This is a genomic window from Mesorhizobium sp. WSM4822 (assembly GCF_055811155.1).
In genome coordinates this window covers 42,513-57,508 of record NZ_JBVVQM010000021.1, presented here as the reverse complement: position 1 = coordinate 57,508, position 14,996 = coordinate 42,513, and the positions used below count along the sequence as shown (strand labels likewise).

The 14,996-nt window shown below is 57.8% G+C and carries 11 protein-coding genes; 3 read left to right on the top strand and 8 right to left on the bottom strand.

The features are described from left to right. Positions 1–687: 687 nt before the first annotated feature. The 8 genes from AC0L3E_RS31915 to AC0L3E_RS31880 form a co-directional block, all read right to left on the bottom strand. Positions 688–954 carry an exopolysaccharide production repressor protein gene (locus AC0L3E_RS31915; protein ID WP_473606547.1) on the bottom strand — a complete coding sequence of 89 codons (267 nt, stop codon included), beginning with the start codon at positions 952–954 and terminating at the stop codon, positions 688–690. A 92-nt stretch (positions 955–1,046) separates the two neighbouring features. After that, a complete protein-coding gene (fdxB, locus tag AC0L3E_RS31910; protein ID WP_404926336.1) occupies positions 1,047–1,364 on the bottom strand; it encodes a ferredoxin III, nif-specific in 318 nt (105 codons plus the stop codon). Continuing rightward, positions 1,361–1,564 carry a CCE_0567 family metalloprotein gene (locus tag AC0L3E_RS31905; RefSeq protein WP_027162749.1) on the bottom strand — a complete coding sequence of 68 codons (204 nt, stop codon included), beginning with the start codon at positions 1,562–1,564 and terminating at the stop codon, positions 1,361–1,363. The genes fdxB and AC0L3E_RS31905 overlap by 4 nt, the downstream gene beginning before the upstream one ends. Positions 1,565–1,933: 369 nt before the next feature. Beyond that, positions 1,934–2,194, bottom strand: coding sequence for a hypothetical protein (locus AC0L3E_RS31900; RefSeq protein WP_473606540.1), 261 nt, complete (start codon positions 2,192–2,194; stop codon positions 1,934–1,936). A gap of 144 nt (positions 2,195–2,338) precedes the next feature. Then, positions 2,339–3,493 carry a TlpA disulfide reductase family protein gene (locus AC0L3E_RS31895; protein WP_473606546.1) on the bottom strand — a complete coding sequence of 385 codons (1,155 nt, stop codon included), beginning with the start codon at positions 3,491–3,493 and terminating at the stop codon, positions 2,339–2,341. Between the two features lie 643 nt (positions 3,494–4,136). Beyond that, positions 4,137–5,888, bottom strand: coding sequence for a class I tRNA ligase family protein (locus tag AC0L3E_RS31890; protein ID WP_473606539.1), 1,752 nt, complete (start codon positions 5,886–5,888; stop codon positions 4,137–4,139). A 611-nt stretch (positions 5,889–6,499) separates the two neighbouring features. Next, a complete protein-coding gene (locus AC0L3E_RS31885) occupies positions 6,500–7,279 on the bottom strand; it encodes a phytanoyl-CoA dioxygenase family protein (RefSeq protein ID WP_473606537.1) in 780 nt (259 codons plus the stop codon). 646 nt (positions 7,280–7,925) lie between these two features. Further along, a complete protein-coding gene (locus AC0L3E_RS31880) occupies positions 7,926–9,206 on the bottom strand; it encodes a lysine N(6)-hydroxylase/L-ornithine N(5)-oxygenase family protein (protein WP_473606545.1) in 1,281 nt (426 codons plus the stop codon). Positions 9,207–10,399: 1,193 nt separating this feature from the next. Here AC0L3E_RS31880 and AC0L3E_RS31875 point away from each other — a divergent pair. The 3 genes from AC0L3E_RS31875 to AC0L3E_RS31865 all read left to right on the top strand — a co-directional run bounded on the left by AC0L3E_RS31875 (position 10,400) and on the right by AC0L3E_RS31865 (position 14,344). Next, positions 10,400–10,561, top strand: a complete 162-nt coding sequence (locus tag AC0L3E_RS31875; protein ID WP_473606536.1) for a hypothetical protein — start codon at positions 10,400–10,402, stop codon at positions 10,559–10,561. 508 nt (positions 10,562–11,069) lie between these two features. After that, positions 11,070–12,155: an HlyD family secretion protein gene (locus AC0L3E_RS31870; RefSeq protein ID WP_473606544.1), complete on the top strand. Its 1,086-nt coding sequence runs from the start codon at positions 11,070–11,072 to the stop codon at positions 12,153–12,155. Between the two features lie 32 nt (positions 12,156–12,187). Then, on the top strand, positions 12,188–14,344 hold the full coding sequence (locus AC0L3E_RS31865) for a peptidase domain-containing ABC transporter (RefSeq protein WP_473606534.1): 2,157 nt from the start codon (positions 12,188–12,190) through the stop codon (positions 14,342–14,344). The last annotated feature ends 652 nt before the right edge of the window (positions 14,345–14,996 follow it).

Below are 14,996 nucleotides of genomic sequence, written 5' to 3'. Positions count from 1 at the left end.
CAATCTATATGACGGTGTAAGGGGAAGGGATTATACATTTGTTTTCAGCGGCTTAGCCAAAAACGTCCAAGATGCCGTCCAACCAAGGCTGTGTCGTCAATCCGACAAAGCCGACACAATTGACGGATGTCGACGAACACGCTGAGCGTGCCCCCCCCGCATGGGCACAGGAACACTCCCTTCGCGCTCCGGCCATACATCGGAGAGTCCTCGAACGGCCTCCATATTCGACGCAATCCTCTTCGGCCGGGCATTGCGCCGCATGATTTGAAGTTCTGAACGCGAGTACGTCTGAAATGCATGCCCGGCAAAGACGAAGCTGCCTGCCGGGCTGGGTTCGCCTTGGGAGGTGGCGTAAGCTAGCGACTTTCGTGGCGATGGGACCACTCAATCCGCGATAGCGAGCAGGTACCGTGCCAAGCCAAAAAGCGCTAGAAAAACCCGAGCGTCAGCTTCCTCTCCGTTGCGTACCCGACATTGTCGGCTATCGGACAACGTCTAACGTGCCTCTCAGTATCAACCTACGCCTGAACCAGAGCGCACCCGCAAGGGTGTTCGTGGGTTGTGTGCGTACCTGGCGTTAGAACCATGAGAATGCCGTCGCCTTCGACTTTTCCAGGGAACCATGACCTCAATAATCAACTTGAACAAAGTGACGAATCTGAGCTCTGATCTTGTTACGGCGCCTCAAGGAAGGAGCAGCGATATGCCGAGCGTTTGATTGCGCTGTGGCACATCTTGAGTTTCATTCATGTGCTCATCGTCGCGCGACTTGTACCGAACTTCCTGGGACCTATCGAAAAGCTCAGCCCCTTGCCCGGCTTTGCCAGCGCACCTGCATCGCCAAATCAGAAAGAGCACACTTGCAAAATAGCCCAGCTGAAGAACTAGCGAACAGCCCAGCGTCGTGACGAGTGCTAGACGGAAAGAATGCGAGGCGAAGTAAACCGTCACAGCGTTGCAGCACAGGACCAGCCCGAGGAGCCGACAAAAGGTGATGAAGCGCAATGCCGTTCTCCTGATTTTGTCTCGTCAAATCATGCAGCTCATGCTGCGATCTGGTCGGCCGTGACATGGGTCTGGCAGTTCTTTGGGCAGACGCGGCCGCAGGCTCCGCAGCCAATGCAGCGGCCGGCATAGTCGACAACCATGACCATGCGATTGAGCTCACCGTCGAAATCGTCGTCACCGCCGTCGCAGGCGCCGAGGATTTCACCCGCGTCATCGACGCCGTAAAGATGCATGACCTCGCGCGAGCAGACTTTGAAACAGCGCCCGCAGCCGATACAGATCTTGCCATTTATAGTCGTTAGATATTCCGGCATCCATTTGGAGCCGTCGCGGGTGATGAATGCGCTTCTCACTGTAAACTCTTCATTTTCGTGAGCTCTCTCCTGGCACCGTGCAGCTCCGCATAGACGGCGTGCGCCTTCTCGGCCACTTCCTCTATCTCAGTCCATTTCACCGGAAGACCTTCGGCCAGGTCACGCAGGTTCGTCTTAGCAATTGCTGCGCGCAGTTGAAGCTTTCGGACCTTCTTCACCATCTCATCCAAGTTCGACATGATCCTTCCTCGAAAATCGGTCTTTCACGCCCGCTCGACATTACAATAGCTGCAGTCGCATCATCGACCAGTTTGGTTCCGTCCGCGACTTCCCGGAAATGCCAACCGGCGGACGCCTCGACAGAACGAACAACTGCCGTCCGCGAAAAGCAGAGCCAGAGGCCCAAAAACTTTCAATGTTAGTTTCATCACACCTGAGCTCACCTCGATCGCTATCTATGAAAACATAGTGCCTCCACATCCGGATCCGGATTGCGAATGATCGGACTTGCGGCGCAGTTCCGTGAATGATGAAGCCGGCCAGCAGCTCGGTCCCCGATCTCCTTTGCATGAGCCCTGGGACTGCTGAGCATCGGAAAACCTCCAGAATTACTCCAACAAGGGCAAGGCGCTCGTTGTTGACGGCAGGCCAGGCGCCGTGAGAAATTTCGTTTCCTCAAATTCCAGTCCTCGTCCGCAACGGAGGATTTCTGCTTTCGGGTACGCTGAGTTCGGGCACACCTGCGCAACCGGCGGCTCGCGTGGGGGACCCGATTCAGGGCAATTGAGGTCTTCATGGCCGATCTCGAACCCGTCCTGGACTGAGATGCCTTCAAAGACGTGGCAAAACGGCTCGAACTTCTCTTCCACGCCGTGTCCGCTTGTGGGTCACTAATGTCTGAGCCTATTTGCAGCAAACGATCCCGCCTCTAATGCTTGGGGCATACTTCCTGCCGGCGCCGCCGCAGAAATCGACCAGGTTCAATTCACGTATTCCTTTGTGATCTTTGCTCATCAGGCGGCTGCGGTTTGAGTTTCCGGAGCCTTAGTTTGTGGAACCACGCAGAGATCCGCGTAAGAGGCGTTCTCACCCGTGTAGTTGGCCAAGGCTTGGAGCAAGGGGGTAAGGTAGTACTGTTTGATGTGGTCCGGCATTGGCTCCGGAAGGTCGAGCGATTTCAGCGCAACCTCGATCAGCTCGATCGCGCGAACCTTGTTGCCACGCTCATAGTAATACTGAGCGACCGGAACGTACCAAACAAATTTGAGGGGGCCGTCGCCTTGTGGGGAACTCAGTGCCAAAATCTGTTCAGACAGCTCTTTGCCCATCGCGAAGCGCTCAGCAGGGGGAAGATGGGAGTTGTTCGTCGAGGGATCGAAGAGTTGCTTCAGGGCCATTACCATCCAGGACACGGCCTCAAACTTCTTATCGATAGCGTCGTCGACTAGTTGGCGCATAACTGGCAAGCCGGTCTCCATGTCGCGCATCTTGTGAAGCAGAAGATCCACATGAGTATGCCGGAACCCGTAATTGTCTGGCATTAAAGCGAGGCCTTCTTCGACGGCCGAGAGTGCCGCCTTCCATTCCTGCGCCTGCACCGCCGGCTGGAGTTTGGCGTATATGGGTTCGGTCAGCGCCAGTTCGCGCGCTGTGCGCTGGTTCCCATCGATCCGCCCTTTGTCGGCGGCTTTCGCTTCGTCGCTGCTGCGCCAGCTTCCTCCTATAACTCTGGGTAAAACGTCATCGAGTTCCGATGGGTGGCCGATGAATGCGATGCGGCCGTCGCGGTCCACCAGGAACGAGGCAGGAATCCCGAGAGAAGAACTCGCCTTCATCCAAAGCCTGTTCATTTCGCCTGTGTAATCGAAGGCAATCCGATAATTTAAATTGGGGAATCTCTGAACCAGCCAAGCATCCAAGCTCGTCCGCGTCTCCTCCGCGGTCGGGCCATCTTCGCTAGCTGCGACTCCGACCACCTCAAATCCGCTATTTTTAAATTTGTCCTGTAGCTGCATCAGGTGGGGCATCGCCGCCACACAAGGTCCGCACCCGGTCGCCCAAAACTCAACAAGGTACACCTTGCCGGGTTGAAAGTTCGCGAGGGGCTTGCCACGGAGCCAGTTGCTGACTTTGATCTGAGGAGCCGGGGACTCGATACGCAACACCATGTTGTTCTCCAAAAGCTTTTCCCGGACCTCGTTGGCGTCCATAAGCGATCTGGCACTACCCTCAGGAACGGAACACACGGGAGGCCATCACACCTGTTGCGTGGTCTCATGCGGGTCAACCCACCATCGCCGCCCCTAAACGAGCAAAGGCCGTGCCAGCGCGCCTGGCACGCTGCAAACGCTCTATTGGCTTCGATAAGTCGAACAGAGCCAAGAGGACGGTTGTTTCGATCCCGACATGTTTTCTGCCGGCTGTCAGGTTTTGGACACGCATCTCTGGTGCGTAAATCGCTTAGAACAGCGAACAGCGCCGGGTCGATGAGGCCGGGCATATCGAGTGCGAGCTGCCGGAGTGCGTATGCTGTTTTGACGGCGGATGCCGCATGCACCTTCCACTATTTTCATCACAGAGGTTGAGCAGCGTTGCAGATTCCAGTGCCTCGACCCATGGCTGATTTGACCGGCACTCGGACGGCACCCCAATGCCGGAGCGGTTGCTCAGCGCAGAGCCCACGCCGGCATTTGCAGCAGTAAGGACTGGAAGCTCGGCGTCAACGATTCGCTGGTTCAGTTGGCCAATCTGGTCTCAAGAGTTTGGTAGCGGCTTTCGGGCGCCAGCGGCAGCGAGTAAAGACATTTGTCCTCATCGGCTTTGATTGCCGCGCACCTCCGGTCGAGGCTCGGGTAGCTCATATGCTCGCTGGTCATTTAGGATTTTCTGACTTGCATAGAACGCTAGCACGGGTCCGAGATCAAAGATCGTCCCTGGCGCAAGTCGCCGCACGGACGTGGGCCATGTTTTGGTTGAGACGCCATCGATGCCACGCGCTAGCGTGCTTGCAAATCGGGGCATCAGCGGTGCGAGTGTATGCGCAAGGATAGCAGCGGCCGTTGCCTGAAGCGCGAGCCAGGTCCGGGTGCGGGCGAGATAGAGACTTCGCGCCACTGCATAGTCTTGCGCCTGACGGTAGATTACGCAATCGCGCACGAAATCGCAGGCCTGCACGGCCGCGCGACGGACCGAGAAGCCATCGTCCGAATAGGTGCGTTCCATCGCTGCGCGATGGTTCTCTATCCGAGCAAGGAAAGCGCGATCTGTGGGAGCCCAGTCGCCTGCGTCGGGCACACAGCCGCCAAAGTCCTGCTTGATTTCCCGGTGCAGCGCATCAAGCCAATTCAGCCAGACCCCCTGGAACACCTCATTCTCGGTGCGGTGTAGCGCGTCCAGCGTGAAGTTCGTCCGCTCACCTTCCGGGCGTGTCAGGCCCAAATGAAGACGCACGACGTCGACTGTCCTTGGACCCAGAACCTCCTTACCCCAGACCGCATGGCGGCGGCTGGTCGAGAACTTCTGCCCATCGAGCAGGTAGAACTCATTCACGTGATACCGGACTCGCGGGGTCCAGTGGGAGAACACCTCGGCATAAACAGCGGGGTAGAGTAGCGCGTGGTAGAAGGAATTGTCGAAACCGAAGAAATGGACAATCTGCCAGTCATTGCTGGGCATCGCCGCATTCCAGTCGCGCCCAATCATGCGAGCTAGCGTCTGGATGTTGTAAAGGAATCCGAAAGCCATCTCCGGCCAGACCCAGATCACCTGCCCCGGGAGCCCTTCGGCAGGCCGGCCCCAGTTCGAGGGGTGGGTAATGGGCACGGAAAAGTCGCCGCGTTGGCGTAGACGCGCGAAGAGGTCCATGATCCGAACGGGGGCGCCCGACGCCCTTAAATGCCGGTCTAAATTGACATAGCACCGTTCCAGAGCAAGTTCGGGGCGGCGCACGGAGCCGACCAGCGGCGCCTCGGTCGAGTGCCGTGACCGGGCTGCACCCAGGTCGTGGCATAGGTTCGGCGCGCCGCATTCCTCGCAGATGTTGCCACCAGCGGAGGCGCCACAATCGGGGCAGAGGCCGCTTACATCCGATTCATAAAGGTAATCGCCTATAACGGCGTCAAACAGCGCAGGGCTCTGGCTCTGATCTACCGCCGTGCTGCTCAGAAGACTGCGGAAACACGCAGCTTGAAAGTCGCCATAAGCGGCATCGCCCATCGTGTGTAGGAAGCTGTGGACCTCGCAGTCAAGAAGACTAAGCGTGGTGCGAATCTCGTCCGCGTAGTGGCGAGCCACCTTTTCGGGCGTCGATTGATCGGCATCGGCACGCGTCACAACGTAACTCTGGTAATCGTCGCTCCCAGTCAGGTGGTAGGCTTCGGCCCCCTTCATGCGCAGGAAACGCGTGTAGACATCGGCACCCAAATATGGACCAGAAAGATGCCCCAGATGCAGATCGCCATTAGGCGTCGGCGGCGTGGAGAAGACGAAGATCGGCCGGCCGGGAGCCGCCACCTGTGCAGCGGCATCCAGGGCGGCCTTGCCGTCACGCCAGTAGACATCCACGAACTCTAGATCTTCGTCCCCATCGTTGCACAGTATGCTTCAAAAGGGTGAAACAGAACGATATCGCCGGATTTGATCAAGATTTCGCCCAGGTCGGTCCTGACCTAGCCCGCTCCAGACAGGACCACGAAAGCCTCGATTTCGTCGTGCCGGTGGAGCTCGGATGTGACGCCCGGTGCCACCTTGCCAAATGAAAATCCGGTGCCCGCGCTTCCGGTTCCAAGCGTGGCCACGTCAATACCGAACGCCCGCGACAGTTCCGTTCGAGAAAACGTGGATTTGCGCATAACGAACCTCAGCTATTCAAGCAGTGGTATCTTCGGCCGCCAACGCAAAGCCTCTGCCGCAAGTCACGAAGAGAGGCGGCAGCCCGGACCCGTTGGCGCTCCCGCCAGAATAATCCAACTCTAGCCCCCAGGCGGGCCAGGACGGGCACTCCAGTACGGTTTTAGGCGTCACGGAAGACCGCCCGGCGACCACCCCACAATCGTCGTGCCAAAGCCGTGACGGCTGCGGCGCAGCTCCAGCAGCCCACAATCGAAAACGCAATGCTCTCCGCATTTTGAGCAGCCGATCAGTTTCCTGTGCATGCCTCGCCTAGCTGCGTGAGTTCAATCGCGATAGAAAATGCCGTTTGGCGGCTTGAGATTGTCTAGATCGGCCACTTTGCCCTCTGGCGGATTAACGGCGCGCTTAAGCACATTATATTCGGCGCGGGTCGGCCCACCGGTTGAAGCACGCTGGAAGACCAAGTAGAGCGTCCGCCGCGAACGATTGCTCTTGTTCGGTTGCGAGTAATGCGGTGCGTAATCGTCGAAGATGAAGATGTCGCCAGCCTTCCATATTACGGGTTCCCAGGAGAACGTTTCGGCGACCTCAGGATCAATCACGCCACAGGCATCCATGGGAAATACTCCCTTGTTGTGGTTGCCGGGGCTGAAGAAGAGCCCGCCGTTGTCCGGGTCGGAGTCGTCGATGCCTACCGCAACGACCGCATGGACCATCCGGTCGGGCAGTCCGTGTGGAATGTGATAGATGTCCTGATGCGGGCGATAGCCGCCGCTGTCGGGATAGTGGAAAATCAGCAACTCCTTGAGCCTGCGCGACCGTTCATCAAGCAGCTCCTCGACGGCAGCCTCTATGCGCTGATCGTCGAGGAGCAGATGACGCAATGGATCATGGAAGTCGAGAATATTCTCGGCCTTCGAGGTGATCTTTCGATTATCCGTCGTCTTCTCGAACCACATGAGCCATTTGTCATCGCTGACCTCCCAGCGTGATACGTCTTCAACAAAACTGGAAATGCATTCCACAGCCACGGCATCGAAAAACCTTTCGAGCCTGACATAGCCGTCCCTATGCCACTTTTCTCTTCGTGCGTCAGTCAACATACGAAAAGCCTCCTGTTCGTAGGACGGTGGTCTAACATCCCGCTTATGGCAGTCGGGCTCGGGTCAGGTTGTGCATCGACGCAGACGGTACTCCACGGCATCTGGGGCGGCGGTCCTAAGCACGTTCCGCTCCGGGTATGTTGCAGGGCTTTGTTGTCCCTCCTCACGGGAGGGATCGTCGAGGCTTGTAAACGTCTGCGGGGCGGTACGTCTGAAGGGTACACGGCCGACCATGCTATTGATGATGCGGCTGCTCGGTAGGCGACGTTTCGTGCGATCTGATCCAGCGCAAGCCGTGCCCCACACAAACTTCTGCGACACGGGTCCCATTGGGGCTGGGCGATCAGGGCCGGCACATCCGCGACATGAGCTCCACCGATGAGCCACGACGCCCACTGCTACGGGCCGGCACCCTCCGCTTAGCGTCGACCCAGGAATGACCACCAAGGCCACTGCGCAGTTTCGAGTGAGCGACCTGCTAGGTTCTTTGCGGCCGAAGGCGAAATGCTCGCTCGCGGAGTCATGAGATGGGCCGCTGAGTCCAGCTGGTCAGTTGCGATGATTTCGGAGAAGGCTCCGGCTTTCGCTACGGCGAAGGACGACATCGTTCCTTGGATGCCACCGCTGATGATCCGTAGTCGGCGGGTCATATCCCGCCGCCCATTTCTGCAACGGGGTCGAACCAGCTGTCGACGGAGGTAGGGCTGATGAAGCCGGGATGCTCAGAGTCGGCGCGCGGCGCGCGCCCCAGAAGGCTGTCGAGGATGCGACGCGCTCGCCAGGCCAGTAGGCTTAGATTCGGATCAGCCAGCCCGCGCTGCCCGAGGCTCGCGTTCTGTACGAAGATGCGTCTGTCACACGGTCCGTCCCAGCTCACCGAAAAATCGTCGCCAATGGCCAGTTCATTGTCGATCTTTTCCAGCCGGTGCGCCATCGGTTCCAGGAAGGCTGGTATCGCGTTCTCGTAACCGGTGGCCAGGATGACGATCTCGGCCGTGACTTCTTCGAACTCGTCCATGCCGTGCCGCAGGGTCAGCCTGTGAGCCGCGCCGGCATTGGTGCAGTGCAAGACCGTGCAGCCCGGCCGCAGTGCGATTGCGCATCGGTTTGGCTCAAGAAATGCGTGGCGGTACAGCGCCCGATAAACAGCGCGCAAAGTGCTTTCAGAAATGCCGTCCGAAGCAAGCATAAAACGCCGCAGGAACAGCCTGCGGTGTGACACGCTCATAGCCGCAAAACGATCCGAAAAGCAGGGCATGAACAACTCGTTTGTGAACGGGCTGTCGTCGAGGGGCAGGTAGTTTTCGCGTTGCGAGGCCCAAGTGATTGAGGCAGGCCGCCCTTCTTCCGGCAGGCCGACAAGATGCAACAGCACCTCGGCTCCCGACTGTCCCCCGCCGACCACGCAGACACGCTTTTTGTGCACCTCAGGGTGGATGTGCAGTAATTCAGATGAGTGGAACAGATTGCGTCCAGTCCACCCCTTAAACTGAGGCGGAACTTTCGCCTGCTTGCCAATGCCGATCACGACGTTTCTGGCGCCGAGAGCCGCGTTATCCGTGCGCACCCGAAACTCGCCGTCAAAGCGAATTTCGCGCACCGTCTGGCCGCCCCGGATAAGCGGGTTCCTTTGGAAGGCCCAGCTCAGATATTGCTCGAACTCAGCTCTGAGCACGGCCTCGAACTGTGCATTCAGGAAATGGTAGAGACGCCCGTTCTCGTGCAGGTAGTTTATGAAAGTGTAGGCTGATCGCGGATTCACGAGCGTGACCAGATCCTTGAAATGGCTGACCTGGAGCTCCGAGGAATCGAATGCGCTGCCTGGGTGCCAGCGGAAGTCGACTTGCCGATCCAGGAACAAGGCCCCTTGCCCAATTTGCTCGTGTATCTGACACGCAAGGCTCAAATTAGACGGCCCGGCACCCACTCCAATGCAAGAGAGCTCTACTTGCTCTGCTCGTGAAGGTGTTTCCCAATCAGGCGATGATCGGGGCGAATATCGGCCACTTGGTTTACGCTCCACACGGGCATTCTCCTCCGCGCCGCTGGAGTTGCTAGAAGCTTTCGAGTGGTTAGCTGTGAAGCCCATGGATCCCAGCATAGTGATGAGATCGACACTCATGTCGGCGAGGTGTGGGGCGGCGCGATCGACGGCCCGCTGCCCGCTTCGAATGATCGCGTCTCGGTCAGCGAGATGCTTTCCAAGCTTATCCCGTGTTTTAATCGGGCGCAGTCGCTCCCTCCAACATAAGCCGCCGACGTTTGAGCAGCTTGGGGATTCGCGAGGGCGCGGTCTCGAATACGGCGATAGCATTCTTCCGTGGGCCTGATCATAGGAGGCATCCTTGATGTGTTCGGAAGGACCCCTGCATCTAGCGTGCCACAAGGAAATTGACCGATATCGGACAGTGAGGGGTAAACCGTACGCCGGGCAAGGCCCAAGCGGCCGATCGGTCGAGTTGCGTCATGGCAGGCAACTATGGCCCAGTGGACACAGCCTCGGTTGCAAAGGCCGTCCAGCCACTGTCCGACATACGGGTCCTGACCTCATTGCCAACCCAACGCGACGACTTAGTCCTCTGGTAGTTTTCCGGTTGTCGGGTCCGCCATCCGCGATGCTTTGCTGGTGACACGCGCGCACTCCATGTAGCCGTTGAATCTGCTGAACAGGGTTCTAAGACGCTCCCCGTGGGATTGGGATGTCTTTTTGAGGTCCTCTTTGCCTGGCACCACACGCCGCCGACCGGCATCACGGATTCATTCTCTTGGGCTCTATGAGAGGAGGACCGGCGATCTGCCGGCCGACAGCATCGTTACTGATGTGCCTGTTCTCTACGGGAACAATGAAGCCTACGTGTACGGAAGAGAGCATCTCCAGACGATCAGAACGACTTTGGTAGGCTGTTGTCGGGTTTGTCGAGTTTGTCGAATTCGCGACATGGTGATGTGCGGCCCGATGTGTGGCCGCGTTCGCAACTAAGCCTCTAACGATGCGCAAGCGCTGTTTGGAGTTTCCTGTACAGTTGGCACGGCATTTGATGATCTCCTTGTGCGGCGGCACACGCCGCTAAGGTGCAGCTATTGTTTCATCCCGTGATTTCAAGCTCTAGGAAAGAAAAAATGAAGACCAATATGCAAGAATATGGTGTGACCGAGTTAACGCGCGAAGAAGCATGCGAAACGTCCGGAGGGTGGTTCTGGCTGGCGTCGGCAATATTTGGCGGAGTTGCTGCGATAGGTCTTGGTATCGCAGCCGTGATAGAATATGTTAAGCATCATTAACAGATTTATTTTATTCGAGACTGCTCTGGGTTTGACCTCGGTCATCTCCATGTAGTTGTCGCCTGGGTTTGCCGGCAGCGTGATGTTCGGCCGACGCACTCTCAGTTGGATTGGGAATAAAGCTACAGAACGCCTTTTTGGCCTCTATTTGCGTGGTCGGCATGGGTATCGCCGCCATTCGACGCGGGGGAGTGCTGCCAAGCGGCAGAATGATGGCCGACATTCATCGTTTTGAAAAAGGAAACCAATGAATACCGAGACATCAGTATACGGATTGACCGCGCCAAACCCGAGAAGCGGGATCGTCAACTTCCGGTGGTCTTTGGTTCATAGCCTTAGGTTCTGCGGTAGGATTCGTTGGTGCACGCGCCGAAGACATGGTGGATGATTGGCAACATCGTCGACCAATATCATTGTAACCAGCGAGATCGGCATCATTATCTCACTTGTTCCTGAGCTCGCCAACTGCACTGCAGAGAGCATCCTTTCTCGAGGATCAGAGAGAGCTTTGATCATCTACAAGATTATCGTGCTCTCTGTGGCTGCGGCCTTGGCGTCGCTGCCTTTCATCACCGTAATGCTATCTTTCCAAAGTGCCGGTATTATTCGACCCACCGTTGAGAAGACGCCCCTAGTCGCACCAGTCTCCGGACGCATCTCCCGCATTTTTGCAATTGAAAACGATCTGGTTGCCCAGGGGCAAGAGATCCTAGCCCTCGATGATGAAGTTATTCAGGAAAAGCTCAGGGCGCTGACAGGCGATCTTCGCGCAAAGAGCGATCTTGCCCGTGACCTCGAAACCCTGATCTCCTCCGGTACGCAAGCCGACGACCCGATCCGCCTCTTGACCGCGTCCGCCACAGCCGAACACGCACATTTCCTCAACCTGCTGCGGGAGAACAGATATGCCCGCAGTAATGCCGCCGCGGAACTCGAGCGTGCTAAGCGACTGCTCTCCGCTGCTGTAGCGCCCGGAAAGGCCGTCGAGGAAAAGGCCTTCGCCCTTCAGACAATTGAGGTTCAGGGCGAGATCCTCGCGCGGCGCAAATCCGCCGAATGGAACCAGCAGCTTTTTGATGTCAACCTACGGCGCAGGGAGCTCACGGCCGACTTGCATCAGCTGGAGAACGAACGGGATCTGACACGCATTCGCGCCCCCGTGGCAGGCGCTCTCCAGCAGTTCACAGCTCTCAGCCCAGGCAGCTATGTTCAGGCCGGGCAAACGGTCGCTTGGGTTTCGCCCGACGGTGAATTGGTGGCGGAAATCCACGTTTCGCCCAGCGATATCGGTTTCGTGCGCCCAGGCCAGTCGGTGCATCTCCAAGTGGATGCATTCAACCCCAATCGATGGGGTCTCATAGACGCGAGAGTGCTGAACGTGGCGGAGGACTTTTCTCTCCATGACGGGAGCCCGGTTTTCCTGGTCCGCTGCGCGCTGTCTCGTCGCCATCTCACCCTCAAGCACGGGGCGATCGGTCACCTGAAGAAAGGGATGACCGTGCGGGCCCGCTTCCTCCTGGGCGACCAAACTCTCCTGCAACTCCTCTACAATGAGATCGATGATTGGCTCAATCCGCTCTTGGCGGGACACTGATCCGACATTTCCAAACAGCCAGCCGAGTCACCATGTCGAGCAAAGTCATCAAGTTCAAGCAGCGCGACATCACGGATTGCGGGGCGACCTGCCTTGCTTCTGTGGCGGCCTTCTATGGGTACAAGCTGCCATTGCCGCGGATCCGGCAGTATGCCTCGACCGGTCGCTCCGGCACGACTGTGCTGGGCCTAATGGAAGCGGCACGCAAGCTGGGCTTTATTGCCAAGGGGGTGAAGGGTGGCTTCGACAGCCTATACAAGATCCCCAAGCCGGCGATCGCGCATGTAATCGTCAACGAGGTCCTGCACCACTTCGTCGTAATCCAGGCGATCGATGCTAGGTGGGTCATCATCATGGACCCAGCCTATGGTGAAATCCGCAAACTAGCGCACGAGGAATTCAACAAGCAGTGGACTGGCGCCCTGGTGCTCCTGGCTCCTGCAGACACCTTCAAGCGCGGCGACGAGACCACCTCACCACTACTTCGATTCGCGCGTCTGCTTGCGTCACACAGGGCTGCGATGTCGCAGGCTCTCGTGGGGGCGCTGGTGACCACGATCCTTGGCCTCTCGACGGCCATTTATGTCCAGAAGATCGTCGACCATGTGATTACAGGGGGCAACCGCAATCTGCTCAACCTGATGAGCGTCGCCATGCTGCTGATCTTGGTTGTGCAGATCCTGGTCGATCTCCTCAGAAACCGGCTCGTGCTGCAAACGGGGCAGAAGATCGACGTCCAGCTGATCCTCGGCTACTACAATCACATCCTGAGCTTGCCTCAGAACTTCTTCGACAGCATGCGCATGGGCGAAATCATCTCCCGCATGAATGACGCGGTGAAGATCAGGAGCGTCCTGAACGACGTCTCGATCAACATGTTCGTCGACGTGCTAACGATACTGTTCTCGTTAGGGCTGATGTTCCTCTACTCGTGGAAGATCGCCTTGGTCGTGGCGGTCTCCATCCCCTTGTACCTCTCAGTCTATTGGACCATTAACCGGCTGAATAGGGGCCGCCAGCGCGCTGTGATGGTGAGCGCTGCCGAACTGCAGACGCAACTGGTGGAATCACTCGGAGCTGTCTCCACGATCAAGACCTCCGGCATGGAGAGCTTTGCCAACTTTAAGATGGAGACCCGCTTCATTAAAATGCTGCACTCCGTCTACAGCTCCGGCCTGATCTCGATCTTTGGAAACAGCACCTCGACTTTCCTCGCAACTCTATTCACCATCATGCTGATGTGGTACGGAACGACGCTTGCCCTGGATCAAACCGTCACACCCGGCGAATTACTGTCCTGCTATACCTTGCTGGGCTATGTCACCCGGCCGGTTGCCAGCCTCATCCAGACCAACCGGGTCGTTCAGGATGCTTTTATCGCGGCAGATCGCCTGTTCGATATATTCGACCTGGAGCCGGAAAGCGGTGGGGGCATCGACGCCACCAAATGCGGCATTGGCGACATCCACCTGGGGAATGTCACGTTCCGCTATGGCGGGCAGCTGGACCTTTTCCAGGATCTTAGCGTCACCTTCCCCCGCGGGGGAATGACTGCGGTTGTGGGTGAAAGTGGCTCGGGCAAGAGCACCCTTGCGGCCCTGCTGCAGAATGTCTACCCCCTTGAGGGTGGGCACATCCGGATTGGCCCCTATGCTATCCAAGACCTCTCGACCGTATCCCTGCGCAAGGTCGTCGCTGCGGTGCCCCAATCGATCGACGTGTTCTCGGGATCGGTCATCGACAACATCGCAATTGGCGAATTCGAGCCGGACATCGAGAAGATCCATCGCATCTGCGCTCAAACAGGGCTGGGGGATGTGATCGAGCGCTGGCCGGGTGGCTTCCAGGCCTATCTCGGCGAGAACGGCGTGCGCCTCTCCGGGGGCGAGAAGCAGCGCCTAGCGTTGGCTCGTGCTTTGTACCGGGATCCGGAGATCCTGATCCTCGATGAAGCGACGTCATCACTCGACTCCGTCGGCGAGGCGTTTGTCCTACGCGTGGTTGAGGATCTGCGTCGGGACGGCAAGACTGTCGTCGTCATCTCTCATCGACTGAGCACCATCCGTGGGGCCGACAAAATAGTCGTCTTAGAAAAGGGGCGGGTCGTTGCGGAGGGAAAGCATGCTGATCTGGTGACAAGTGAAGGCGCCTACACCCGCTTGTGGCGAGCGCAAACTGAATCCAGCTAACAGCTGGGTGAGGCTTGATCGCAGAATCTCCCAAGGCCATAAGCTAGACTAGGGTGGCGTAATGTTGTTGCTGTCCGGCCTCAGGGGCGCACTCCAAATCTGCGGCCGCCCGTCGCCTCATGGAATCTTTGTATCATGCGGGCGGTCTGCCTTCGCCGCGCGGAGTTGGTTAGAATTGCGCAGCCGGGGCGAACGCGGCTGGCACTTCGCAGTTTGATGAAGCCCCAGGACGGTCTCATCGATTTCGCAATGGTGGGCAATGTTGGTGGTGGTCCACGCACTGCCCGCGAAAACTCCTGCCGCCCGGCAAGTCGGCTGGAAGCCCGTTCTTAAAAGGCCGCCGCCGTTATGAAGGTAGAACCTGAATTCGCGTCGCGATCTGGCATGGAGTCCTTAGTCGCATTTGGTGGCCCGCATTCTTGCCGTAGATGCGCTTCATCGAAAAACGATCAATTTACGAACAGCAACGAACATGAAATCGCTGCTCGGGACCTTCTGAGGACGATCAGCTGCATGAACTTCCGAGCGGATAGTAGCGGTCTACGGGCCGTCGCCGTTGTTTCGGTTGTCTCATGTCATGCTGGTTTTCAGCTGTCAGCCGCGCGTTCGCTATGGTCGACTTTCTTCTTTGTGATCTCCTGATCAAGTCCGA

Bases quoted from the DNA above. Each gene is read 5' to 3' on its own strand.
- AC0L3E_RS31905 (WP_027162749.1), bottom strand. From the start codon at position 1,564: ATGTCGAACTTGGATGAGATGGTGAAGAAGGTCCGAAAGCTTCAACTG.
- AC0L3E_RS31895 (WP_473606546.1), bottom strand. From the start codon at position 3,493: ATGGTGTTGCGTATCGAGTCCCCGGCTCCTCAGATCAAAGTCAGCAAC.
- AC0L3E_RS31885 (WP_473606537.1), bottom strand. From the start codon at position 7,279: ATGTTGACTGACGCACGAAGAGAAAAGTGGCATAGGGACGGCTATGTC.
- AC0L3E_RS31875 (WP_473606536.1), top strand. From the start codon at position 10,400: ATGAAGACCAATATGCAAGAATATGGTGTGACCGAGTTAACGCGCGAA.
- AC0L3E_RS31865 (WP_473606534.1), top strand. From the start codon at position 12,188: ATGTCGAGCAAAGTCATCAAGTTCAAGCAGCGCGACATCACGGATTGC.